This is a genomic window from Paenibacillus thiaminolyticus (assembly GCF_007066085.1).
GTDB lineage: Bacteria > Bacillota > Bacilli > Paenibacillales > Paenibacillaceae > Paenibacillus_B > Paenibacillus_B thiaminolyticus.
This window is the reverse complement of record NZ_CP041405.1, coordinates 5190954-5213785: the sequence shown is the minus strand read 5'-3', so window position 1 is coordinate 5213785 and position 22832 is coordinate 5190954. Positions and strand designations below refer to the sequence as shown.

The following is a 22832-nucleotide window of genomic DNA, read 5'->3' as shown; positions in this document are numbered from 1 at the left end:
CGTTGGCTGTCACCTTAAGCGAACGATCCGTATCTTCGCTTCCCGCCCTGCCGTTATTCCGCATCCCGGCCGCCGGAGCTGTCCGCTGGCGCCTTCGCCTTCTTCTTCGGCTTCCCTGTCAGGCCGTATACCTCGTCATAGGCATCGAAGATAGCCCGCCCGATCGGAGCGGCTCCGTAGGCCCCGAATCCTCCTTCCGGAACGACGACCGCTACGGCGAGCTTCGGCTTATCCTGCGGCGCATAAGCGATGAACACCGCATTATCGAGCATTTCCCCATTCACCCCTTGCTGCTGCGAGGTGCCCGTCTTCCGGTAATAAGGATACGGGAAGCCGTCAAAGCCATGCGCAGTCACTTTGGACATGCCATCCTCGACGATGCGCCAGTATTCATCCTCAATCTTCGTCCGATTCAGCACTTCACGGCCGAAGGTCCGGATCACCTGTCCGTTCCTATCGGTAATCTTGCTGACGAGCTGCGGCTTAATCCGCTCGCCGCGGTTCGCCAGCGTCGCGGCGTACTGGGCCAGCTGGAGTGTCGTATATTTCCCCATCTGTCCGAAGGACGCTCCGGCAAGCGCGGATTGCGCGCTGTTCTGCTCGGCGTCAATGAGGTAATCCTTCCTCCCCGGCTGCTCAAGCGGCAGTCCGCTCCCCGTCAGCACGCCGAGACCGAACCCCTCCATGTACTCATCCCAGATCGTGAGGCCATTCCTGCCATTGACCGTCGGCAGGCTATAGAGCCGCTTGCCGATCATGTCGATCATGAATGAGTTCGACGACACTTGCAGGGCCCTCGATGCCCTGATGGGACCGAAGGAGGCATTGCCCGAGTTCCATATCCGCCGGACTGATCCGGCGCGCCCGATCTCGGCATACCCGTAGTCGGAATAGGTCTCGCCGGGCGAGAACAGCTTCTCCTGCAGGCCGATCAAAACGGTCAACGGCTTCATCGTCGATCCCAGATAGACGACCGAGCCGGGATGCTTCATGCGTTCGTTATTGTCCTCATAGGGAGCCGGCACATCCCGGATGGCTCCGTTCAGCAAATAATATTGATATTTTTTATAATTCTCGGGACTGATCGAGCCGTTCTTCCATACATCCGGATTATAATCCGGCATACTGGCGATGGACACGACATGGCCTGTCTCGACTTCCATCGCTACCGCGAAGCCGGTGTGGGCGTTCGGTGCCCGTTCCGAGCGGTTGCTCGAATTGCGGATTTTCTCCAATGTCCGCATAATCGCCTCTTCCGTCGCTTTTTGAATATCCCGGTGAATTGTCAGATGAATGTTATTGCCGCGCTGTGGCTTCGTCACTTCCATCGGACCGATGACGCGGTTGGCCACATTGACGGGGAACTTCTTCACTCCGTTCAGCCCCCGAAGCTCTTCCTGATACATCCGTTCGATGCCGTCGAAGCCGACATCCTCATAATCCAGGTACAGCTTCTCCTGCGGCAGCTTGTTCCGGTTGTCGAACAGGTCTTGATAGAAGCCCGGCTCCGCGCGCACGCCCTTGAACTTCTTCAGATAACCGACCGTCTGCACCGCCATCGGGTTATAATTGCGCACGCTGTCCTCCACAATATCGATGCCTGGGAACTCCGGCCTATGCTCGAGAAAGTATGCCACCTCCTGCCGGGTCAAGCCAGTCTTGATAATGCGGGGCGTGTACGAATAATTGACCCGGGAGGACAAATCCATCAGCGCATGGTAAATGCGGTTGGCCGTCAACGGCTTTTCCTCCGGTTGGCCGTACTGCCGGAACGTCTCGGCCAGACGCTTCGCCAATGCATAAGCCTCTGCCCGGTTCTCCTGCTGCGCCTCTGTCAGCTTCCCGCTGGACGGATCGCCATAGTTTTTCTCAATATTGAAGTACAACGACTGTGTCGATGTGGAATACGCGATCGATTGCCCCGACGCGTCAAAAATCGTTCCGCGAAGCGGTGCGATCGGAGCTGCCTTATAGCTGAGCTCGTATTCCTGCTTCTTCAAGCCCGGGCCTTCTACGAACTGCAGGATCGCCAACCGGACGATAAGCACGCTGAAAATGGCAAACGTCATAAAAAAGAAAATATTCAAGCGGAATGAAAATTTGCGGCGGTTCACCAGTTCCCGCTTCTCCGGATCATCATGGGGATGAATCACTGGTCCGATCATCCTTTCTGCCCATGAATTTATTTTGATACATTATTTTACCACATATTTGGCACTTGATGCCAAAACACTGAAACCGAAGGAACATCAAAAGACGCTGACCGTTCGCAGCGTTCCCCCCATAGGGTAAACCGCTTATGCGAACACATCAGCGTCTATATCGTGACTATGGTATTATTCCGTACCCTGCCCGGCGGACGTATCCGCCTGTTCATCCTTTTGCTCATCCGGCTTCTTCTTCGGCGTGCCGGTCAAGCCGTACACCTCATCATACGCGTCGAACATCGCCCGCGCAATCGGCGCGGCACCGTACGACCCGAAGCCGCCCTCCGGCACGACGACGGCGACGGCAAGCTTCGGTTTATCCGCCGGCGCATAAGCGATGAACACCGCGTTGTCCACCCGTCCTCCGGATACGTCCATCTGCGACGTACCCGTCTTGCGGTAGAACGAGTACGGGAAGCCGTCGAAGCCGTGGACGTTAACCTTCAGCATGCCGTCCTCGATGACATTCCAGTAGGCATCGTCGATCTTCGTCTTGTTCAGCTCTTCGCGGCCGAAGTTCTTCACGACTTGGCCGTTGCCATCGGTAATCTTGCTCACTAACTGCGGCTTGATGCGCGTGCCCCGGTTCGCCAGCGTGGCGGCAAATTGGGCAAGCTGCAAGGTCGTATATTTCCCCTGCTGGCCGAAGGAGGCATAGACGAGCGCGGATTGCGCGTTATTGCGCTCGGCCTCGAGCAAATAATCCTTGGCTCCCGCCTGCTCGCGCGGCAGGCCGCTTCCGGTCGGCACGCCAAGCCCGAAGGCGTCCATATACTCGTCCCATACACTCAGCCCATTGCGCCCGTTGACGGTCGGCATCGAATAAAGACGCTTCCCGATCATGTCGACCATGAAGGCGTTAGAGGACACTTCCAATGCTCGCGAAGCTCCGATTCGTCCGAAGCCGACATTGCCCGAGTTCCACACCTTCGTCTCGTGGCCGACGCGGCCGAACTGGGCGTAACCGCCGTCGTAATAGGTCTCCCCGAGAGAGAACAGCTTCTCCTGGAGGCCGATTAGTACGGACAGCGGCTTCATCGTCGAGCCGAGATAGACAACCGAGCCCGGATGCTTCATCCGCTCTTTGTCATCTTCATAAGGAGCCGGGACGTCGCGAATCGTTCCGTTCATCAAATAATATTGGTATTGTTCATAATCCTCGGGAGTGATCGAGCCGTTCCGCCACACGTTCGGATCGTAGTCCGGCATACTCGCCATCGCAATGATATTCCCAGTGTCCACCTCCATCGCGACAGCATAGCCGGTACGTGCATACGGCGCCCGCTCCGAGCGGTTCGAAGAGTTCCTGATCCGCTCCAGTGTCTGCATGATCGCGTCCTCGGTCGCCTTTTGGACATGGCGATGAATCGTCAGATGGATATCGTCGCCGCGCTGCGGCTTCGTCAGCTCCATTGGCCCGATGATGCGGTTCGCCACATTGACAGGGAACTTCTTGACCCCGTTCAATCCCCGCAGCTCTTCTTGGTACATCAGCTCGATGCCATCGAAGCCGACATCCTCGTAGTCGAGATATTGCTTCTCGGACGGCGTCGTGGCGCGATTATTATAAATATCGTTATAATACCCCGGATTGTCGCGCACACCCTTGAACTTCTTCAAATACCCGACCGTCTGCACCGCCATCGGATCGTAGTGGCGCACGCTGTCCTCGACGATATCAATGCCCGGGAACTCCGGCTTATGCTCCAGGAAGTAAGCCACTTCCTTCTGGGTCAGCCCGGTCTTGATAATGCGCGGCGTGTACGTAAAATTGACGCGCGCCGACAGATCCATCAGATCGTTGTAGATGGCGTCGGCGGTCAGCGGCTTGTCTTCGGGATCGCCGTACTCCATGAACACGTCGGCCAGCCGCTGGGCCAAGAGCTTCGCCTCTTCCCGATTTTTCTTCTGTACGTCGGTCAGTTCCGCCTTCTTCGGATCCCCGTAATTTTTCTCGATATTAAAATATAAGGACTGGGTCGAGGTCGAATACGCGACCTGTTCTCCGGACGCATCATAGATCGAGCCCCGAAGCGGAGGGATTGGCGTCTCCTTATAACCGAGCTGCGCTTCCTTCTCCTTCAGGCTCGGGCCTTCCACGAACTGCAATATCGCTAACCGGACGATTAGTACGGAAAACACGGCAAATGTAACAAAAAAGAATAAATTCAGCCGATGCGAAAAATTACGCCGGTTGATGACTTCACGTTTTTCCGGATCATGATGAGGGTGATTCACTGCTCTATCAACCTTTCTCCCGCTGTAACTTGGTTCACAACCATTTTAGCATAGATAGGAATTCCCCTTCAAAGGCCTAAATCATGGATTAACTCCCCGCTATCTTGTCCGGCACATGCGTCTTGGCGAAATCCGGCGGATTGAACCAATCACCAGAGCTAGCCCAGGTCGCATCGAGCGGAATCCAGCGCTGTTCTTCCGATAGCCAGACCTCGTTCCAGGCATGGGGGCCATACCCGCCCTGACCGTTATACCCGAGACCGGTCACTACTTTGACCTTCACATCTACTGACCGGGCCATGACCGCATAGAGACGGGCGTAATCGATGCAGACGCCCTGCTTGGATGCGAACGTATCCTGCGGACTCTGCTCTTTCCACACCCGCTTCGTCTCATACTGCTTCGCCTTGTCCCAGTCATATTGAACGCGGCTTCCAATCCAATCGTACAGCTTGCGCGCCTTCTCTTCATCCGAGTGTGCGCCGGCTGTAATGTCCGCGGCAGCCTGTTCGATGTCGTCCGGAATATGGGAATCGACGACTTCATATTTGCGCTGCATGAGCGATGTAAGCTCTTCGGCGACCTGGGAAGTAAATACTGGCCATTGGGACGAGATAAAGTCGCCGGCGACCGGTTCGATCAACTTCTGGGCGGCCAGCCGGTATGCCTCCGAATCGCGGATGACCGCGCTCGCCTTCGTATCCGGCTGCCACGTCACATAAGCGAACAGCACGAGAATGACGAGCAGCGCCCGCGCCATGCCGATGATGCCGCCCAGCACCGCGCCGGCGAGCCAATTCCCCAGCGTCTTCAACGGTCCGGCCGCCGCCGTTCCCGGCGGAAGATAAGCCCGTTCCCGGCCGAATGCCGGCACCAGAGCGTTCAGCGCCCAGCCGGCTATCCAGCGGGTAATCATATATATCAACGCGAACAGCACAGCGAAGCGAAGCAGCGGGAAGTCGCGGATCCCGGTTAGCAGCGTATAGCCGACCTGCTCCCACCACGACAGCTCCCGCGCCGGAATCGCAATGCTCCATTCAACCATCTGGCGCTGCACAAGCGGAGACAGCGTCATCGCTATCCAATAGGAAGCCAGCGCAGAGACCACAACGGCCGCGGTATCCAACACAAATGACAAAAGGTGACGAGCGGAGCCGGAAGCCCCTCTCCTCACCCCTAGCAGCACCGAGAGAAGCAGGATGACGCCAAGCAATATCGTCACCACATTCCCGTCTGTCAGTATTTGCCCGTTCATTGCTTCTGCTTCGCCTTGTCAATGAATTGGCGCAGCGTGTCGTTGATATCCCATTCCCCGAGCGGCACGCCGCTGAACGATACGTTCACCTTGGCGCTGTCCGACTTCCCTGTCAGCACCAGACTCGGCGTCTTGATGGTGTACGTTCCGTCCTTCTCGACCGTATACGTCGCTTTTTTCGCTTCATCGAGCATCGCCTGGGTGGCCTGCTCCTTCAGCTTCTGCACCGTCTCATCCTTCACATTCGTGACCACCTGATTGACATTATCCCATGTAATCCCGCTGTACACGGCGACCGCGGCAATAATCACCAACACAAGCGCCCATTTGACCATCGTCTTCACGAAGCTGACAATAACGAATAAGACGATGAGCGCGATGAGGAAAATGAGCCAGTTCTGCTTAATAAATTCAAACCACATGTCCATCTGATTCACCTGACAACCACCTTTCCACCACGTATTATAGCATCATTCCCATTATTTATGGCAATCGCCCGCCTTGAGCAGCATATTGCATCTTGGGGTACTAAGTTCGTCCCTTCCAACGTACAAGTATAGCATAGCGATTTGGAGGTGACTGAACTTTGCGCTCAGTGCTGTGGCTCTATTTGTTCTTGTTCGTTGCTTTCTTTGATTTGCACGCACAATACCCGATCCTAACCCCGTTTGCCATCTCAATAGGTGCGGCGCCCTCCTTCATCGGATTGATGATGGGTATGTACTCCTTCACCCATCTGCCAGGCAACCTGCTGGCCGGTTACGGAATCGACCGATTCGGTAGCCGGATTTTTATTGTGTTCAGTCTGATCGGCGCTGGGATAATCATGATTTTGCAGGCCCATGTCGTCAATCCTTGGGAGCTGCTCGTGCTGCGCTCCATTAGCGGATTCGTGCTCGCCTTCCTCTCACCGGCCTGCTTGTCCCTGCTCGCACGCATGGCCCGGGATCATGTGCATCAAGGGAAGCTGATGGCAGGCAACGGCCTCATTCATACGCTCGCCTCGGTTGTCTCTCCGGCCGCCGGCGCGTATCTCGTCGCCAAGATCGGGTTCGGCATGGCTTTCCAGGCGCTTGGCATCATGCTGCTCATCGTCGGGGTGATGGCCTGGTTCTTCATCCGGGATACCGACCAGAATGCCGTTACTATGACGCCACAAGCAGAGGGGATTCCTTCACAGCCGCATAAGGAGCCGGAAGCTGTGCCTGTCCCATGGCGCTTTTATTTCATGCCGCTTGCCATTTCGCTGTCCCAGGGTATCCTGTTCTTCGAGCTTCCGCTGATGGCGGACGCGCTCGAATCGATTATGCGGGCCGGCATCCTGTTCTCCGCCGTCAGCCTGGGCGCATTGTTCACGTTGAGCCTGCTGTTCCTGAACCATTATCAACCGTATACGAGGACGTGGATGGGCGCATTCGCGTTGGCGCTGCTCTTTTTCGGAATGGCTATCCATTGGCCGGTGCCACTGCTGGCGACGCTGTTCCTGATCGGAATGACCAAGGGAATCATTTTGCCCGCGATGACCTCTCATTTGATTTTATTAAGCGGAGGAACCCGTTTTGGCCGGATATTTTCGATCCTGGCGATCGCCTCTTCCATCGGCTCCTTCCTCGGCCCGATGATCGCGGGGCAGATTAGAGATACGATTTCGCCTTATTTTATCGCATTTGTCGTCCTTATGATTGCGGTCACGCTGCTGCCGGCGAAGCAAGCTTTTTTGCCGCCTTCTCTTCTCCCCGCCGCGCGCACGACAACGCGGGTCTAATGCTGCCTATTGCTCCATCAGCCCATTCGGGCGGATCTGGGTAGATGCACATGCCCCAGGGCAGGCGCCGACATAGTATAGCATTGTAACAAATGACCCGACGGGAAAGCGAGGTGAAACGAGATGAGCCACTGTTACCATCCTTGCGGACCTGGTCCTGCGGCTGTGGCCCCGGTTGCGAAGCCGGCTCCTGTCTGCGGTCCCGGATTCGGAACATCGACCGGAACCATCCTCGTCCTTTACATCTTGCTCGTCATTATTTTGCGGGCGCCACTCTACTAACCGTTATTTCTTGTTACCCTCTCTCCTCATGCGGCTTGCCAATCCCGGCAAGCCTCTTTGTGTTCGCCCGAGAAGCCCTTGCAGGCGGCTGTCTGGATTGTGGTACACTATCGGTACAGAAACATTGTGATAATGGATACCGCAGGGGGTGGCACTTATGGATATTATCATCATCGTGGAAGGGAAGAACGACCGCAGCCGGCTGCGGCGGCTTCTTAGCGAGGAAGTAGGCATCTTGTGTACGTTCGGCACCTTGAATACGCTCCGGACCGAGCAGCTGCGCAAGGAAGCGCATGACAAGGACGTCTATTTGTTCCTGGATAATGACGCATCAGGCAAGCGGATACGCGGCATATTGCGTGATACGTTCCCCGAAGCTGAACATATTTACACGCGCCGCGGTTATGCGGGCGTCGAAGGAACGCCGGATGAGTACTTGATTCAGCAGCTCGAAAAGGCGGGGCTGGTCGAATATATTACATATCCGGATCCGGCCCCGCCTCTGTGAATCAGGCGGTTCACAGCAGCGCCTCAACAAGACAGACGGCTGTGAGCTCCCATATATAGTTACGCTTTTACGAGACGCGCTACATCTTTGGCGATATTTTCAGGGGAAGCCGTCTCCAAATCATTCGCGTTATAGTACTTGCGAATATTGCCGTCCTGATCGACCAGGGTGATGACGTTCAGATGCGTGAAATTCCCGTCCTCGTCCTTGAAGACGCTGGATCCGAGCTCCGGCATCATCTTCGCGACATCCTCTTCCTTGCCCCGCAGGAAGTACCAGCCGCTATAATCGGCGTTGTATTTCTCCGACCATGTCTTAATCTCCTCCAACGTATCGCGTTCCGGATCGAATGAAATCGAGACGATGCTCGCGTCGGTGCCGAACATCCCCTTTTCCTGAAGCAGCTTCTGTACTTCAGACAAGCGGTATGTCGTTGGCGGGCAGACATCCGGACAGTTGGTGAAATAGAAATAGAACAAGCGGACCTTACCGTTCGTATCCGCCAGCGTCACCGTGCTGCCGTCCACATTTTGCATGTTGAAATCCGGCGCCTTCTTATCGGTCATCGGAATGTCCGGTTCCCGCGGCCAGTACAGAATGGCCACCACAATCGCAAAGACTGCGACCAGCGCCCCAAGGAAAATCTGAAAAGAATACTTCTTCGCCCACGACATGCTCCGTTCCTCCCCCTAGCTTCCCATGCTATAACCTGCAAAATTCGTCCTTACACTTTCCCCATCGTGTCCAAAATCATGACCAGCATATTCAGCATCAGGACGTTAATGGACCAAATGAAGTTCTTCTTCGCCCAAGCTTCTGTGTCCTTCGCGCGGAAGCCGGCAATGCAGATGAACAGCCAGATCGCATTGATGATGGTGCCGAGGATGCCGTAAATAATGCCAGTATAACCGTACGAATAGAACAACCATGATACCGGCAGCAGCAAGACGACGTAAGGAATCATCTGCCATTTCGTGCGGGTAATGCCCTTAACGACGGGCAGAAGCGGATAGCCGGCAGCACGGTACTCTTCCACGCGCCGGATACCGAGCGCCCAGAAATGCGGCGGCTGCCACAGGAACAGCAAAGCGAACAGCAATACCGCTCCCATATCAATCTGGCCGGTGACGGCAACATAGCCGATGACAGGAGGCATCGCTCCGGAAATACCGCCGACAGACGTGCTCCAGGTGGAGGTGCGCTTGAGCCACAGCGTATATATGACAACATAGAAGAACATGCCGGCGATGCCCACGACTCCGGATAATACATTCACGAGGCCGAACAGCACAGCCAGACCGGCTGCGCCCAGGATGATAGCATAGCCAAGCACGGTGTTCGGCTTCAATCGTCCTTCCGGCAGCGCACGCTTCTTCGTCCGCTCCATCTTCATATCGAAATCCCGATCAAAATAATTGTTGAATACGCATGAGGATGCGAGGACCAGCGTCGTTCCGACCAGCATCCACAGCAAGGTAAGCCAAGGAATGTCCCACTTGGCCGCTACCCAAAAGCCGGCAAACGCCGCCATCAGGTTCGAGCGGATAATGCCCGGCTTCGTTAATTGAATAAACTCTTTCCATAATCCGACCCGTATCGGCCCTGGCGTTAATGTAACGGAATCGGAAGGCCCCCGATAAGTCATTTGTTTATCCACGCGACCCGTTCCTCCTTGTTGTGTTCAGAGAAAAGCAGAATCTTTTTCTTTCTGCTGTAATTTTTATCATAGCAAATAAATCCGAACAATGACAATGTTTCGAGGAATCGTTCATCAATTTGACACCGTCTTAAGCCAGTTATTCCTCTGGCACGATCGGAGAACGCTGGAACTCCCATATATGCAATTTGTCCACGCCCCCGGCAATGCATGCGGTTACCTCATCCCAGCCGTCCATCCCTTCTCTGCGGAGCTTCTTCAGGGAGGCATAGTCATCCGCGGTCGTTCCGAGCCATTGCTCGACAAAGATGTTCGGCTGGTCGGTTCCTTCATACAGCACGACGTCAGGCCGATGCTTCAGTTGGCGTTTGATCACGGTCAAGTAGGTATCTCTTGCCTCCGGCAGGATGCGGTATTCCACAAATATAATTCGATCCATCTGCTTCATGCTTGTTTCTCATCCTTTCTTATTTGAAAGATACTCTTTTGCGTGCTTGCGTGGATTTGCGTGCAGCTTCTCCCTATTATTTCAAGCTGGAGTTTTTGCCTCTCCGTCATATTTTGGTACAATCCTGCTCACAATACAAGCGAGGTGATCGAAGTGGACACAAGCACTCATGTCGTTATGGGGATAGGTCTGGCGGGATTGTCGCAATGCGACCCGGTCGTCGCTTCCGAGCCGGCTACTGCGGCAGCCGTGTTTTTGGGGGTGATGCTTGGATCGCAAGCACCGGACGCGGATACAGTCTTCAAGTGGAAAAACAATATTTTATATCTTCAACAACATCGGGGAATCTCCCATTCCCCGCCCATGGCGGTCGTATGGTCCGTCCTGATTGCCGCTGTGCTGGCGGGTGCCATACCGGGCGCCTCCTTCCTGCACGTGCTGGCATGGACCGCGCTGGCCGTCGTCATCCACATCATCTCCGACCTGTTCAACCCTTACGGGACATTGGCGGCATGGCCATTCGTGAATCGGTGGATATGCTGGAATATTATCGCTCTGTTCGACCCGTTTATCTTCTCCACCCATCTCGCCGCAATTACATTGTGGGTAACCAGGCTCGTCTCTCCCCGCATCGTCTTTCCGATTCTGTACAGCGTGCTCGTTCTGTACTGCATCTGGCGGATCCGCGCCCATCGCCGAGTCGTGCAAGGGTTGCCGAACAGGGACCCGGAATTCGCGGAAGGGGAGTCGTATACGGTCATGCCGACCGTCGCGTTCTCCCGCTGGAATGTCGTGAAGCGGCGAAGGGACGGTACTTACCGGCTCGGGCACTGGAAGCGGGGAACGGTAGCATGGACTGAGACCGCCCGATGCAGCGACCATCCGCTGGTGGAAGCTTCCCGATCTCACCCTGCCGTCCAAGCGCTGTTGGACACTTCCCGCTTCGTCTGCGCCACCCTGGAGCCGACCCGCTACGGCTACGCCGTACGCTGGGCAGATGTCCGTTACCGCCATCGGAAGCAGTTCCCGCTCGTGGCGCTTATCATGATGAATAAAGAGGGCGATATTCTCGATTATTTTGTCGGCTGGCTGAACAAGCCGGGCAGCGCCAGGCGGTATGGCCTGGAGTGGGAGCGAAGCTGAAGGGGGCGAATCCTAGGATCCGCCCCCTGTCCCCGATCCTTTGGGCTCGCGCCACAGATGCAAATCATTGAAGAGCTCCTGCAGCTGGTTAATGGAACGGTCGCTGAGACTGTATAGAGTATGGGACTGGTCGGCGTTCATAAATGCGCCATATTGTTCATCTTTCGACAACCATACATAATAGTTGGTATTATTGTAATGAATGCGGAAATGGGGCTGTGCCACCTTCGCCACTCCTTCGATTGGGCGGGCTGACGATATGGCTTCATCTATGGTCCGAAGATGAATAGGCTCCGTCAAGACGACGAGCAGGCGATCCTCCTCCCCCGAGTTCATCGACATGGAGTTGACGTTGTAGATTTCGATCTCATCTGGCCCGGTCTTGCTCATGCTCATTAGCGTGGTCCACGATCGGCCGGACGTTTCATGTATGTACCACAATACGGAGCAGCCTATGATAAGTGCGCCCAAGACCCATATGCTCAGCCGTTTCACTGCACTCATAGTTAGTCTCAACCGCATGTACTATCCCCTTTTGAGTAAATGTTCATGATTATGAATCTAATTGTTAGACGACAAAAAAGCGGAAAAGTTGTGTTTACGCACCATTTTGTCGATATATAAAAGGCTACTCCGCGCGCAGGAGTAGCCAAAAATCAGTGCATCAATTAGCGGTTGCCGCCGGACAAGGATTCCTCGGCGATTTGAATCAGGCGCTTCGTCATGAAGCCCCCGATGGAACCGGTGTCACGGGTCGTGTAGTTTCCGTAGTACCCGTCTTGAGGAATCGGAATGCCCAATTCCTGTGCAATTTCATATTTCATTTGCTGCAGGGCTGCAGTGGCTTGAGGAACGACCAAGTTATTCGTGCGAGATTGATTATTAGCCATGAGTAAAATCTCCTTTCACATCGGTGGTTCTTGTTGTCGCAAGCTTGCAACCCTATTTTGTCCGATCTACGAAATGTTATACTTCATTTTGAAGCGATTTTTCTTTGAAAAGGAGCGGTAAGCGTGAGTAAAGGATTGGCATTATGGTTCGCGGTTTCTTCCATTGTGCTGTTGACGGGGACAGCCATCACTCTCAGCCATAACATATGGCTCAGCATCCTCTTCGCCGTCCTGGCGGTGTTCAATATCGGCTTCGGCTTCATCGTCAAGGCCCGGCAGCGCCGCAAGTCGGCCTGATGCGCAGCAGGGCAGGAGCCCGGCAGGCACATTGTGCTCTGCACGGGGCTCCTGCCCTGTTACCATGCCGCGGATGAGGCTTATACAACGAATCCCATCCGGCGCTTCACTTCGTCCAGCTGCTGCTGGGCGACCTCCTTGGCTTTCTCGGCGCCGCGGCGCAGCGCTTCCAGATGCTCGCCGTTCCGCCGCACCTCTTCATACCGGTTCTGGAGCGGCTCCAGCAGCGCGACGACGCGCTCGCCCAATTCCTTCTTGAAGGCTCCGTACATCTGCCCTTCGTACTCCGCCTCGATCTCTGCGACAGACTGTCCGGATGCGTACGAATAGATGCTGAGCAGATTGCTGATCTCGGGCTTGTTCACCGGATCATACTTGACGAGCGCTTCAGAATCCGTTTTGGCCCGGCTAATTTTTTTGCGGATAACATTTGGCGGATCCAGCAGGGAAATGTAGCTTCCCGGATTCGGATTGCTTTTGCTCATTTTTTTGGAGGCATCGTCCAACGACATAATTCTCGCCCCGACCTCCGGAATATACGGCGCTGGCATTGTAAAAAAATCGCCGTAACGATGATTGAAGCGGTTCGCTACGTCACGCGTCAACTCCAGATGCTGCTTCTGATCATCGCCGACCGGAACAAGGTCTGCATTGTATAACAATATGTCGGCGGCCATCAGCGCCGGATAGACGAACAAGCCGGTGCCGACCGATTCTTTGCCTGCCGATTTATCCTTGAACTGAGTCATCCGCTCCAGCTCTCCCATATAGGTGAGCGTCGTCAACAACCAGCCCAGCTCGGCATGCTGGTGCACCTGGGATTGAAGAAAAATGGCCGACTTGTCCGGATCAATGCCTGCCGCCAAATAAATCGCGGCTACCGCCTCGGTCTGCTCCCGCAGCGCTTCCGGATCTTGCGGCACCGTAATCGCGTGCAGGTCGACGACCATGAAGAAGCACTCATGCTCATGCTGCAATTTTACGAAATTTTGAATTGCCCCGATGTAGTTGCCCATCGTCAACTGTCCGCTGGGCTGAATACCGGATAATACCCGTGCCATTGGAAATTCACACTCCTTGTCATTTTCCCTCATTGTGTTGAATATGCCTTGATTTACACGCAAAAAAGGCCTTCCATCCCGGAAAGGGACGAAGACCGTGGTGCCACCCTTATTCGTTCGCGCTAAGCCTGCTCTATCGCGGCAGGACAGCCTGTCGCGGTCTAACCCCTCAATCCCAATCGGGCCGCTTGCGAACCTCTCTTCCTTTAACGCAGGACTTACGGCAAAGCCTACTCCGATTCGGCTCCGCACTCCAAGGTCCATTCAGTCATCGCAGGAAGCACCGGTTCTCACCAGCCACCGGTTCTCTGAAGCCCGCCGCGAAGCTTACTTGTCCTTATCATCGCTTTGTTCCAGCCGGATGAATGCCATCCAGGTTGAATTAGCCATTAGGATATCGAATATCGTCCCGCTTGTCAATGGGATATCAATCATCATATGACTTTGCCCAACTGATTTGTTATGATTAGAACCATATCATGCATGTTCACACAGGCCGCTTCTAAGTACCGGTAAGATCGCTTGAATACGAAGCGGGCTTGGTGAACAACGTGAATGGGAAGCTGTATGGGAAAAGGAGCAATCAACATGGTTCAAGTGAACAAAGGGCAATGGAACGGTTATGAGACCGTCATACTAGAAAATGACACTTTGGCAGCTACGCTGCTCCCAGGGCTCGGCTGCAATGTCATCCGGCTGTGGGACAAGAAGGCGCAGCGGGATATTCTACGCACGCCTGCCGAGAGCGACCTGGATTATTATATGACCAAGCCTTACCACTTCGGTATTCCGATGCTGATGCCTCCGGGGCGAATCCGCCGCGGTACATTCACATATGCCGGCGTAAGCTACCAATTCGATCAGAATACGGCGAATGACAACCATATTCACGGGCTTCACCGCCTTCAGCCGTGGACAGTCACCCGGTCCAGTGCTGCAGTCGATGCTGCGGAAGTTACCGCGCAATTCCGCACCGCCGGCGATGGCAACTGGATGCGGCAATATCCTACCCCGCTGGAGCTGGAGGTCACCTTCCGCCTTCAGGGAGGCACCCTGACCCAGCAGCTGACGGTAACCAATAAGGGGGAACAATCCGCTCCGTTCGGGTTCGGAACCCATACCTGGTTCCTGATCGACGGAGAACCGAGCCGTTGGACGCTGCAAGTCCCGGTGGCTGGGATATATGAGCTGGACGAGGAATTGATTACGACAGGCAGGACGCTGCCTCTGGATGAAAATAAGGCGCTGCTTGAAGGCATGAATCTCCAAGGCTCCGACTTTGATACGGTATTCAGCGCAGGTGAAGGCAAGCCGGAGGCATGGTTGACCCGGGATGACGGTTACCGCATCCGCTATGCTGGCAGCCAGCCTCACTTCAAACACTGGGTGCTGTATACCCGCGGCACCGCGGACGAGATCATTTGCGTCGAGCCGTATACGTGGCTGACCGATGCGCCGAACCTGCCGTTCGGCAGCGAGACGACGGGACTTATCGATCTGAAGCCGCAAGCCCCGGTCACCTTGACCCTGGATCTCGAGATTATCCATCCGTAACGCGATGCCAGGCCGTACCTCCGGCCTGGCATTATTTACATCCTCCGTTCCCCTCCCTGACTGCATATTTCTACTCTCGTTCTCCATACTAACAATCACAGGGAGGTGAACAGCATGCCGAATCAAGGTGGAAGCCGCTCCAACAATCTCGTAGTGCCTCAAGCGACTGCAGCCCTGCAGCAAATGAAGTACGAGATCGCTCAAGAGCTGGGAATTCCGATTCCTCAAGACGGATACTATGGCAACTATACGACTCGCGATACAGGTTCTCTCGGGGGCTTCATCACGAAGCGTCTCGTTCAAATGGCCGAGCAGCAACTGGCAGGCCGTACGACTCGATAAGCTTAGACGATCTCGAGCATCGTATACCATACTTACGTCAATTGCCTGATAACACCGCAGAAGCTCTCGCCGACAGGCAGAGAGCTTCTTTTGCTGTGTATATTCAAGGCATTCCCCCGAGGTTACAGCCGGCCATCAGGAGACGCGTCTATATGTGCGCGCTTCAGGCTTCTCTAACATATGTATCAGATTATAGTTCGATTCGAACCATGTGCTGATGAGCAAGATATCCTGCTTCATGGCAAAATCAAACACAATCTCTCCGTGAGTCCACTGCTTCTTGTGCTTCAGGGCCTCCATCGCCGTCTGGCGGAATTCTGCGACATGCCGCTTCATCAATCCTTGGCGCAGCGGCTTGATGACCCCGTTCTGGCTTTCGAGCGCGTCATGCTTGACACCGAATTTGCCTATGACATCGTTGCGAATACATACAATGACCGTGCCTCCTGTAAGTCCAAGCAGCTCCGATTCCAGCTTATCAAAAACCATGCTGAACTGTCTGGCCAATGATATTTCATAAGAGCCCATGACGAATCACACCTCCTTAAGAATACAGAACCATTTCCATCGACATGAAAATAGTTCTTTATACACATTATATAGGATATTTTTCCTTTATTCAACAGATAGCAACAGTATTTGACTTTCTTCATCATCCTGTTCCTGAAAATGTAAAACTATGGCGGATTGCTAACAATTACATAGACCGCCTGTAGGGGCGATGCTATAATGTTGTTATATTATGGACGTATTGGGATGAAAGAAGGGGCGGTCATATGAATTGGTTCAATTCCTTGAGTTTTAAGCAAAAGCTACTCTTTGGCTGTTATGGCATTGTCGGCTTGTTCGCTCTTACTACGATAGTCCTATTGACGACTCATGCCACATTGATTCCAGGCCTCATCACCCTTGTCATCCTAGTGGGAATCAGCTATCCCATTATTAATATGCTAGAACGCTCGCTTAACGAGCCGATCAAGGACATGTCGAATTCAGCCTTGCAGATTGCCCGGGGCGATTTCTCTCAGACCGTGCAAGTAACGAGCGACGACGCGCTTGGCGAATTGGGACATTCCTTCAATTCCATGCTGCTCAAGCTTCGCGAAATATTGCAGCAGACTACCGATATTACCCGTCATGTGTCCGATTCCGGACGGGATATGTACCATAAGAACCAGAATATGAAGATCGCGATGGAACAGGTCGCCGCATCCGCCAATGAATTGGCCGTCGGTTCCGCCGAGATCTCCGAGGATATCTCCCAGATGTCCGACTCGATCAAAGAAATCGAACAGAAGGTGGAAGCCTATGCGCATTCCTCCCGCGAGATGAACAACCGCTCCGCTACGACGCTGGAGCTGGTGGCCAAGGGCCGCACGGCGGTGGAGAGCCAGTCCGCCGGCATGGAACGCAATATCGAAGCGACGGAGCATGTAGCCTCGACGATCGAGCAGTTGGCCCGGCAAGCCGAGGGCATCTCCAAGATTACTCGCACCATTTCCGAGATTGCCGAGCAGACGAACCTGCTCTCGCTGAACGCATCCATTGAAGCGGCGCGAGCCGGAGAGCATGGCCGCGGCTTCGCCGTCGTCGCCCAGGAAGTCCGCAATCTGGCCGAGGAAGCCTCCTCATCCACGAAGGAAGTCTTTTCGCTCGTCAAGGGAATCGAATCCGGGATTAACCAGGCGATTACGAATATCCAGACCAATGAAGCAGTCGTACAGAGCCAGACCGCAATGATCCGCGAGACGGAACGAATCTTCAACGAGATTGTTGATTCCATTCAGTTCATTACGGAAGAGATCGCTGCCTTCGCACAGGAGAGCGATCTTATGCTGGAGAGCGCGAAGACGATTACCGGTTCGATCGTGAACATCTCCGCGATTACGCAGGAGGCCGCCGCAGGCACCGAGCAGATGTCGGCGTCGATGACCGAACAGATCGCTTCCGTCCAGGCTACCGTCGAGTCAACCGGGCAATTGCAGCAGAAGGTGACCCAATTGCAGCGCACGATTCAAGTATTCAAAATGTAACTCTATGCGGAACTTCTCATCTACATACAGACAGGCGGCCGAATCTTCGGCCGCCTGGTTCATTTTATAAGGATAATGCGAGTTCAAAAAGACCGGTTTTCAGCACCAAGAAGGTTGCAAGAACTCGTAGCTTTCGTAGCGAGTTTTGCTTCGAAAACTTGTAAGGAGCAGCGCAGTGCAGGCAAGACAACATTAGCAGGACTTTTTGAACTACCTCTAATAGTTCGTTGCCTTCGGTGACGCGGCCCGCAGACGCTCAGCGCGCTCGCGCCGGAAGGCCCAGATGCCGAAGCCGATTGTGCTTACGGCCGCGCAGACGAAGCCATACAGATACATCCCGGTCCCGCCATATGCTTCCTGAAGCGCTCCGCCGCTCATCCCGCCCGCGAGGCCGGCCAGGCCAAGGAACACCATGCCAAGCAACGCCTGAGCGGTCGCCGCAAGCTGCCTGGGAAGGAGCGATGACACGAATTCGATGGACAGCACCCACAGCGCAGCATACGTGAAGGCATGCGCTCCTTGCATGACGATGACAACCCAAGGCTCCGTCACAAATGCGTACAGCAGCCATCGGATCGCGTACAACCCGCAGACGATAGCGAACAACCGCAGCATCCGCTTCCGGGACACCCATGCCGCCATCACCGCAAAGCCAATGACTTCGCTTACCCCGGCGACCGACCAAGCCCAGGACATTTGGGCGGAGGTCGCTCCCAGGTCGCTCAGATGAAGTGTGAGCAGCGCATCGTTCATTCGATGCGGCATCGCCACGATGAAGACGAGCAGCAGGAACACCAGCAAGGCAGGCACCGAGAGCGCTTTGCGCAAGACCGTGAGATTGACCACAGTCTCGGCCTCCTTCGCATCAGCCGGCGCTTCCCGCAGGAACCCGATTCCGATAAGCAGACATATCCATATTGGGGCGTACATCCACATGAGTGAGTCGACGCCGCCCCAGGCATCGAACATTTGTCCGAGGACAAGTCCGGTCATGGTAAACCCTACCGATCCCCACAGGCGGATGCTGCTGTATGACTGCCCTGCCGCAATCGCCGTCTTGACCGTCAAAGAATCGAGCAGAGACACAGCAGGCAGGAAGAAAATATAGAGTGCCAGCAGGCTGGCCGCGGCCGCCATTCTGCCCGAAGACAGGAACAGGCAGGCGGCGGCCGTGCCTTGCGCGATCCAGCATCCGAACAGCAGTGGCCGGACCGCCTTCAATCGATCGCTGAGCACGCCGGCCAATGGCTGCACGAACATCGCCAGAAATGGCCCGAGCATGAGAAGCGTCCCCGCTTCCCATGCATGAAATCCCCGCTCTGTCAGCAAGAGGGGCAGATAGGGAATCAGCAGCGCATTCGTCGAATAGAACACCGCATGGAATCCCTTCAATAGGCGATTGGATGTCAAATGTGTCGTTCCTTTCCCGAGCCGCTTATTCCGTCATCTGCAAGAAGAGCTCCACATCCTTGAGCGTTACATTGATGGCCGATTGCCAGAAGTCCGGCTTCGTCAGATCGATGCCAAGATGCTTGCTGGCAAGGTCCTCCACCGTCATGACTGCCGTATCGCGCAGCAGCGCGTCATATTTCGAAGCGAACGATTCCCCTTCTTCCAGCGCGCGGGCATACAAGCCGGTGCTGAACAAATAGCCGAACGTATACGGGAAGTTGTAGAACGGCACATGCGTGAAATAGAAGTGCATTTTGGAAGCCCAGAAATGCGGATGCAGCGAACCCAGTGCCCCGCAATATGCTTCTTGCTGCGCTTCCTCCATCAATGCACAGATTTGTTCGCTCGACAGCAGTCCCGCCTTGCGCTTCTCATAGAAGCGAGTCTCGAACAGGAAGCGGGCATGAATATTCATATAGAAAGCAATGGAGCGCTGAATCTTGTCTTCGAGCAGCCCCAGCTTCTCCTGCTCGTCCTTCGCCCCCTTCACGGCCGAATCGGCCACGATCATTTCGGCGAAGGTGGAGGCCGTCTCCGCGACATTCATCGCATAGCGCTGAGCGAACGCCGGCAGTCCGTCCATCACGTGCTGATGGTAACCGTGCCCCAGTTCATGCGCCAGCGTCGATACGTTGGATGGTGTGCCCGCATAGGTCATGAAGATGCGCGTCTGCTTGCTGACCGGCAAGGAGGTACAGAAGCCGCCCGGCCGCTTGCCAGGCCGGTCCTCCGCCTCAATCCAGCGGTTCTCGAACGCGCGCACCGCGAAATCCGCCATCCGCGGGCTGAACTTGCGGAACTGCTCGACGATAGCCTCCGCGCCATCGTCATAGCTGATAGTCGTCTGGCTTCCGCCGATCGGAGCGTCCACATCGCACCAGCTCAGCTTCTCTACGCCGAGAAGTTGAGCCTTCCGCTCCAAATATTGCACGAACTTTGGCTTATTGCGGACGATCGTATCCCACATCGCATCCAAGGTCTCTTGCGACATCCGGTTTCTGGCAAGCGGCTCCTTCAAGACATTGTCCCAACCGCGGCGTTCGTACAGCTTCAAGCGGAAGCCGGCAATATGATTCAGGGCGTCAGCGCAGAAATCGGCCTTGTCGCTCCATTCCTGTTCCCACAGCTTGAACATCTCTTCGCGAACACGGCGATCCGGATGGGACAACTTGTTATGAGCCTGTCCTGCCGATAATTGCTGGGTCACACCGTTCTCCTCGTAATTGATGCGCACATGGGAGACGATAGTGTTGTACATTTCCGCCCAGCCATGATAACCGTCCACCGCGAGATCTCCAACAAGCGCTTCCAACTCCGGGCCCATCTTCTCCTTGGCCGTCTCGCGGCGTTCGTTCAAATTGAAAGCCACTCCTTCGATCTCCGGCAGCGCCAGGAACCGGGACCATCGCTCATCCGGCATTCCACGGAGCAGCTCATCATACAATGCGTCGATAGCGACCAGCTGCGCCGATAACGCCGACTTCCGTCCCGTTAATTGCACCGCCTTCTTATCCTGAAGGTTCTGAGCGGTCAGACAGCTGATAAAGGCGCCCGCCTCCTGCATCCGGCGATTCAGATCCTGCAACCGGGTGGTTATCTTCGCTAGCGCCGGGATGCTGTCCTCGCTGATCGGAGATGACAACTCTTTCAGTTCCCCGTTCAACAGAGCCAGATCCTGTTCGATCGCGGCGAATGATTGTTGAAGCGCTTCCGAATCTGACCCTCCCGGGAAGATCGATTCCAGATCCCATGTCGGATTTAACGGATGTTGCATAATTGCGGACACACCTTTCTTTTTTTGGAATAAAAAAATAGCTGCAGCGATTTGAGTTTTGCATGTTGAGCGTGTATAACTAAACTATATCAAAAATTGAGTAACCCGCATAGAAAGGATGGCGCCTCAATGAGACCTTTGCAAATTTCTGCTGATACCGCCGTCAAGCTGTCCCAGGCGCTGGGTGTTCCTATTGAACAGCTCATGCATATGCCGCAGCATATTCTGATGAAGAAGCTGGCCGAACTGGCTGCCGCCGAAGCGAAGCAGGAACCGGCCGAACCGCCGGCCGATTCCGATGGGGAGCGTTCGCAATGATTCCGTTCGAGAATACGGTTCCTTATGACATCATTATGGGGGATATGTATATTCCGCAGTGCCCTTTTTGCCATGAGGATAACGTGCTTGTATCACTCAAGCCGAAGGAACTTCCCGACATTCGTGACGGGAAAAAGCGGCTGCTCATCATGCCCTGCTGCCATAACCGGATCGTCGTCCTCGATGCCGATCGCGACTATTTGCTGGCGGATCGGAAGATTCGCTAGCTCCCAGTTCTTCGTCCTCTGTCAGATCAGATCGGCGTGCTCTCCAGGTGTTCCTTCCCATCCGCCGCTTCCTGCATCTCCTCGCGCATCTGCTGCCACTGCTGGCGCGCAGCCCGAATCATCGCCGCATCCATAATCCGCTTGTCCTGGATGATGCGAGTGAAGTATTTCCCCGCTTCATTATACTCGCCAAGCCGGCGGTGCAGCTCGCCAATCATATACATGAGCCGCGCATCGTTCTGATCCTGCCATTCATACTCATACACCGATATATAGGCCTCCAGCGCGAAGCGCAAATATCGCTGCTCCTCTGCCTCCATCCCGCGGTAGCGGAACAGCCAGGCGATATGATGCAGCAGGCCGGCCACGACGCGCTGGTGCTCGCCGATCGTCTGCGCCGTCAACAAGGCCAATTGATACGTCTCCATTGCCTGCTCCCATGTCCGTTCACCTCCGTACTCCTTCCGTGTCCAATGGGAAGCGACACGCTCCCGGAACGCCTGGCGCTGGGCATGATTCCAGTTCTTGATCGAGTTCTCGGTCGATGCACAGCCGCAGTTCGGGCATACCCGCACGACATAGTAATCCGGATTCAGCCGGTCCTCGGCATAATGGGGACAAAAATCACTGTCGATCTGGGAAGACTTTTTGAAGCGTGAACGTACACGCGAGATCTCAAATGATTCAGAGCAAAACGGACATTCAATTTTACTTGTAAACAGCGGTTCTATTTCTACCAAACTTCTCCTCTCCTTATGCGTTCTCTGTCTGGGGTGCCGGCGCCGGGCCGGCAGGGTAACACGCTACGCTTGCCCCTCTTCATCCGGCGTATTCACGAAATGATGCGCCGGGCCGGACAGCCGGGTAATCACCATGTCCCGCAGTTCCGGCTCCAAGCCAATCTCCGTCAGCGCTTCGCGCATGCAGCCGAGCCAAGCCTCGGCCCGGGCAGGCGTCACCGGGAACGGCAAATGCCGTGCCCGCATCATCGGATGGCCGTAAGCATCGGAAAATAACGAAGGCCCGCCGAAGAACTGGGACAAAAACATGAACTGCTTTTCCATAACCGGAAAAATATCTTCGGGAAACAAAGGGCCCAGCAGCGGGTGAGCCTGGACTTTGGGATAAAATGACTCTACGATGCGGCGAATCGTATCCGCTCCGCCAATCGCATCATAAATCGTATTGTAGCGCTGTATGCGTTCCATGGCACAGCTCCTGTCTTACGGGGCCAGGCGCAGCATCCTTACCATTGCGGCGCTGCATTTCCGGCCACCGGTTAATTTGAGCGGTTGCTTGCTCCCCCCCACTTTATTATAAAAAGAGGGTCTTTTCAATGTGATGCTTCACGTTCCCCGGTAAAAAACAAAAAAACGCTGAA

The 22832-nt window shown here is 54.9% G+C and carries 25 protein-coding genes and 1 other annotated feature; of the genes, 10 read left to right on the top strand and 15 right to left on the bottom strand.

Features of this window, described 5'->3' with window-relative positions; all coding sequences use genetic code 11:
• Window positions 1-53: 53 nt before the first annotated feature.
• From FLT43_RS23170 to FLT43_RS23155, 4 genes are all read right to left on the bottom strand, one after another.
• Window positions 54-2153 (bottom strand): peptidoglycan D,D-transpeptidase FtsI family protein, encoded by a 2100-nt coding sequence (locus tag FLT43_RS23170; protein WP_087440855.1) that lies wholly within the window; start codon window positions 2151-2153, stop codon window positions 54-56.
• 183 nt (window positions 2154-2336) lie between these two features.
• The gene (locus FLT43_RS23165) at window positions 2337-4445 is read right to left on the bottom strand and encodes a peptidoglycan D,D-transpeptidase FtsI family protein (protein ID WP_087440856.1); all 2109 of its coding nucleotides are present in this window, start codon (window positions 4443-4445) and stop codon (window positions 2337-2339) included.
• Between the two features lie 88 nt (window positions 4446-4533).
• Window positions 4534-5700 (bottom strand): transglutaminase domain-containing protein, encoded by a 1167-nt coding sequence (locus tag FLT43_RS23160; RefSeq protein ID WP_087440857.1) that lies wholly within the window; start codon window positions 5698-5700, stop codon window positions 4534-4536.
• Window positions 5697-6137: an ATPase gene (locus FLT43_RS23155; protein ID WP_087440858.1), complete on the bottom strand. Its 441-nt coding sequence runs from the start codon at window positions 6135-6137 to the stop codon at window positions 5697-5699. Before FLT43_RS23155 ends, FLT43_RS23160 begins: the two co-directional genes overlap by 4 nt.
• A 149-nt stretch (window positions 6138-6286) precedes the next feature.
• On the opposite strand from FLT43_RS23155, the gene FLT43_RS23150 reads away from it, so the two are divergent.
• The 3 genes from FLT43_RS23150 (at window position 6287) to FLT43_RS23140 (ending at window position 8255) form a co-directional block, all read left to right on the top strand.
• Window positions 6287-7465: an MFS transporter gene (locus FLT43_RS23150; protein WP_087440859.1), complete on the top strand. Its 1179-nt coding sequence runs from the start codon at window positions 6287-6289 to the stop codon at window positions 7463-7465.
• A gap of 165 nt (window positions 7466-7630) precedes the next feature.
• Window positions 7631-7747, top strand: a complete 117-nt coding sequence (locus FLT43_RS30910; RefSeq protein WP_115057766.1) for a sporulation protein YjcZ — start codon at window positions 7631-7633, stop codon at window positions 7745-7747.
• Window positions 7748-7904: 157 nt separating this feature from the next.
• Entirely contained in the window at window positions 7905-8255 is a 351-nt protein-coding gene (locus FLT43_RS23140) for a toprim domain-containing protein (RefSeq protein WP_087440860.1), read from the top strand.
• A gap of 59 nt (window positions 8256-8314) precedes the next feature.
• Here the strand turns inward: FLT43_RS23140 and FLT43_RS23135 are convergent, their stop codons facing one another.
• The 3 genes from FLT43_RS23135 to FLT43_RS23125 all read right to left on the bottom strand — a co-directional run bounded on the left by FLT43_RS23135 (window position 8315) and on the right by FLT43_RS23125 (window position 10360).
• The gene (locus FLT43_RS23135; protein ID WP_087440861.1) at window positions 8315-8929 is read right to left on the bottom strand and encodes an SCO family protein; all 615 of its coding nucleotides are present in this window, start codon (window positions 8927-8929) and stop codon (window positions 8315-8317) included.
• 50 nt (window positions 8930-8979) lie between these two features.
• On the bottom strand, window positions 8980-9912 hold the full coding sequence (gene cyoE, locus FLT43_RS23130; protein ID WP_087440862.1) for a heme o synthase: 933 nt from the start codon (window positions 9910-9912) through the stop codon (window positions 8980-8982).
• 139 nt (window positions 9913-10051) lie between these two features.
• On the bottom strand, window positions 10052-10360 hold the full coding sequence (locus FLT43_RS23125) for a hypothetical protein (protein WP_087440863.1): 309 nt from the start codon (window positions 10358-10360) through the stop codon (window positions 10052-10054).
• 153 nt (window positions 10361-10513) lie between these two features.
• On the opposite strand from FLT43_RS23125, the gene FLT43_RS23120 reads away from it, so the two are divergent.
• Window positions 10514-11503 carry a metal-dependent hydrolase gene (locus FLT43_RS23120; protein ID WP_087440864.1) on the top strand — a complete coding sequence of 330 codons (990 nt, stop codon included), beginning with the start codon at window positions 10514-10516 and terminating at the stop codon, window positions 11501-11503.
• A 12-nt stretch (window positions 11504-11515) separates the two neighbouring features.
• On the opposite strand, the gene FLT43_RS23115 is transcribed toward FLT43_RS23120, so the two are convergent.
• Window positions 11516-12007: a YhfM domain-containing protein gene (locus FLT43_RS23115; protein WP_244194048.1), complete on the bottom strand. Its 492-nt coding sequence runs from the start codon at window positions 12005-12007 to the stop codon at window positions 11516-11518.
• A gap of 164 nt (window positions 12008-12171) precedes the next feature.
• Window positions 12172-12393 carry an alpha/beta-type small acid-soluble spore protein gene (locus FLT43_RS23110; protein WP_087440866.1) on the bottom strand — a complete coding sequence of 74 codons (222 nt, stop codon included), beginning with the start codon at window positions 12391-12393 and terminating at the stop codon, window positions 12172-12174.
• Window positions 12394-12516: 123 nt separating this feature from the next.
• Between FLT43_RS23110 and FLT43_RS29470 the strand changes: the two genes are divergently transcribed.
• Entirely contained in the window at window positions 12517-12690 is a 174-nt protein-coding gene (locus tag FLT43_RS29470) for a DUF5325 family protein (RefSeq protein ID WP_164776168.1), read from the top strand.
• Window positions 12691-12770: 80 nt separating this feature from the next.
• Here the strand turns inward: FLT43_RS29470 and trpS are convergent, their stop codons facing one another.
• A complete protein-coding gene (gene trpS / locus FLT43_RS23105; RefSeq protein ID WP_087440867.1) occupies window positions 12771-13751 on the bottom strand; it encodes a tryptophan--tRNA ligase in 981 nt (326 codons plus the stop codon).
• Window positions 13752-13832: 81 nt separating this feature from the next.
• Window positions 13833-14104 (bottom strand) — a binding site (T-box leader).
• Window positions 14105-14339: 235 nt separating this feature from the next.
• On the opposite strand from trpS, the gene FLT43_RS23100 reads away from it, so the two are divergent.
• Window positions 14340-15305, top strand: a complete 966-nt coding sequence (locus tag FLT43_RS23100; protein ID WP_087440868.1) for an aldose 1-epimerase — start codon at window positions 14340-14342, stop codon at window positions 15303-15305.
• Between the two features lie 114 nt (window positions 15306-15419).
• The gene (locus tag FLT43_RS23095) at window positions 15420-15647 is read left to right on the top strand and encodes an alpha/beta-type small acid-soluble spore protein (protein ID WP_087440869.1); all 228 of its coding nucleotides are present in this window, start codon (window positions 15420-15422) and stop codon (window positions 15645-15647) included.
• 135 nt (window positions 15648-15782) lie between these two features.
• Here FLT43_RS23095 and FLT43_RS23090 read toward each other — a convergent pair whose 3' ends face one another.
• Window positions 15783-16175, bottom strand: coding sequence for an O-methyltransferase (locus FLT43_RS23090; RefSeq protein WP_087440870.1), 393 nt, complete (start codon window positions 16173-16175; stop codon window positions 15783-15785).
• 248 nt (window positions 16176-16423) lie between these two features.
• Here FLT43_RS23090 and FLT43_RS23085 point away from each other — a divergent pair, with 248 nt between their 5' ends.
• Entirely contained in the window at window positions 16424-17680 is a 1257-nt protein-coding gene (locus FLT43_RS23085; protein ID WP_087440871.1) for a methyl-accepting chemotaxis protein, read from the top strand.
• A gap of 216 nt (window positions 17681-17896) precedes the next feature.
• Here FLT43_RS23085 and FLT43_RS23080 read toward each other — a convergent pair whose 3' ends face one another.
• Together FLT43_RS23080 and FLT43_RS23075 are read right to left on the bottom strand one after the other, a co-directional pair.
• Window positions 17897-19090 (bottom strand): MFS transporter, encoded by a 1194-nt coding sequence (locus tag FLT43_RS23080; protein WP_087440872.1) that lies wholly within the window; start codon window positions 19088-19090, stop codon window positions 17897-17899.
• A 25-nt stretch (window positions 19091-19115) separates the two neighbouring features.
• The gene (locus tag FLT43_RS23075) at window positions 19116-20906 is read right to left on the bottom strand and encodes a M3 family oligoendopeptidase (protein ID WP_087440873.1); all 1791 of its coding nucleotides are present in this window, start codon (window positions 20904-20906) and stop codon (window positions 19116-19118) included.
• Between the two features lie 129 nt (window positions 20907-21035).
• Here FLT43_RS23075 and FLT43_RS23070 point away from each other — a divergent pair, with 129 nt between their 5' ends.
• Complete coding sequence (locus tag FLT43_RS23070) at window positions 21036-21224, top strand: YycC family protein (RefSeq protein ID WP_087440874.1); 189 nt, start codon at window positions 21036-21038, stop codon at window positions 21222-21224.
• Entirely contained in the window at window positions 21221-21451 is a 231-nt protein-coding gene (locus FLT43_RS23065; RefSeq protein WP_006675724.1) for a hypothetical protein, read from the top strand. The genes FLT43_RS23070 and FLT43_RS23065 overlap by 4 nt, the downstream gene beginning before the upstream one ends.
• Window positions 21452-21477: 26 nt before the next feature.
• Here the strand turns inward: FLT43_RS23065 and FLT43_RS23060 are convergent, their stop codons facing one another.
• Entirely contained in the window at window positions 21478-22191 is a 714-nt protein-coding gene (locus FLT43_RS23060; RefSeq protein WP_087440875.1) for a DUF2225 domain-containing protein, read from the bottom strand.
• A gap of 63 nt (window positions 22192-22254) precedes the next feature.
• Window positions 22255-22659 carry a globin domain-containing protein gene (locus FLT43_RS23055; protein WP_087440876.1) on the bottom strand — a complete coding sequence of 135 codons (405 nt, stop codon included), beginning with the start codon at window positions 22657-22659 and terminating at the stop codon, window positions 22255-22257.
• Window positions 22660-22832: the final 173 nt, after the last annotated feature.

What these genes read in the sequence shown, in the direction of transcription:
- FLT43_RS23160 (WP_087440857.1), bottom strand. Translation starts at nt 5,700, where the DNA reads ATGAACGGGCAAATACTGACAGACGGGAATGTGGTGACGATATTGCTT.
- FLT43_RS23140 (WP_087440860.1), top strand. Translation starts at nt 7,905, where the DNA reads ATGGATATTATCATCATCGTGGAAGGGAAGAACGACCGCAGCCGGCTG.
- FLT43_RS23135 (WP_087440861.1), bottom strand. Translation starts at nt 8,929, where the DNA reads ATGTCGTGGGCGAAGAAGTATTCTTTTCAGATTTTCCTTGGGGCGCTG.
- FLT43_RS23125 (WP_087440863.1), bottom strand. Translation starts at nt 10,360, where the DNA reads ATGAAGCAGATGGATCGAATTATATTTGTGGAATACCGCATCCTGCCG.
- FLT43_RS23115 (WP_244194048.1), bottom strand. Translation starts at nt 12,007, where the DNA reads ATGAGTGCAGTGAAACGGCTGAGCATATGGGTCTTGGGCGCACTTATC.
- FLT43_RS23110 (WP_087440866.1), bottom strand. Translation starts at nt 12,393, where the DNA reads ATGGCTAATAATCAATCTCGCACGAATAACTTGGTCGTTCCTCAAGCC.
- trpS (WP_087440867.1), bottom strand. Translation starts at nt 13,751, where the DNA reads ATGGCACGGGTATTATCCGGTATTCAGCCCAGCGGACAGTTGACGATG.
- FLT43_RS23100 (WP_087440868.1), top strand. Translation starts at nt 14,340, where the DNA reads ATGGTTCAAGTGAACAAAGGGCAATGGAACGGTTATGAGACCGTCATA.
- FLT43_RS23095 (WP_087440869.1), top strand. Translation starts at nt 15,420, where the DNA reads ATGCCGAATCAAGGTGGAAGCCGCTCCAACAATCTCGTAGTGCCTCAA.
- FLT43_RS23090 (WP_087440870.1), bottom strand. Translation starts at nt 16,175, where the DNA reads ATGGGCTCTTATGAAATATCATTGGCCAGACAGTTCAGCATGGTTTTT.
- FLT43_RS23085 (WP_087440871.1), top strand. Translation starts at nt 16,424, where the DNA reads ATGAATTGGTTCAATTCCTTGAGTTTTAAGCAAAAGCTACTCTTTGGC.
- FLT43_RS23075 (WP_087440873.1), bottom strand. Translation starts at nt 20,906, where the DNA reads ATGCAACATCCGTTAAATCCGACATGGGATCTGGAATCGATCTTCCCG.
- FLT43_RS23070 (WP_087440874.1), top strand. Translation starts at nt 21,036, where the DNA reads ATGAGACCTTTGCAAATTTCTGCTGATACCGCCGTCAAGCTGTCCCAG.
- FLT43_RS23065 (WP_006675724.1), top strand. Translation starts at nt 21,221, where the DNA reads ATGATTCCGTTCGAGAATACGGTTCCTTATGACATCATTATGGGGGAT.
- FLT43_RS23055 (WP_087440876.1), bottom strand. Translation starts at nt 22,659, where the DNA reads ATGGAACGCATACAGCGCTACAATACGATTTATGATGCGATTGGCGGA.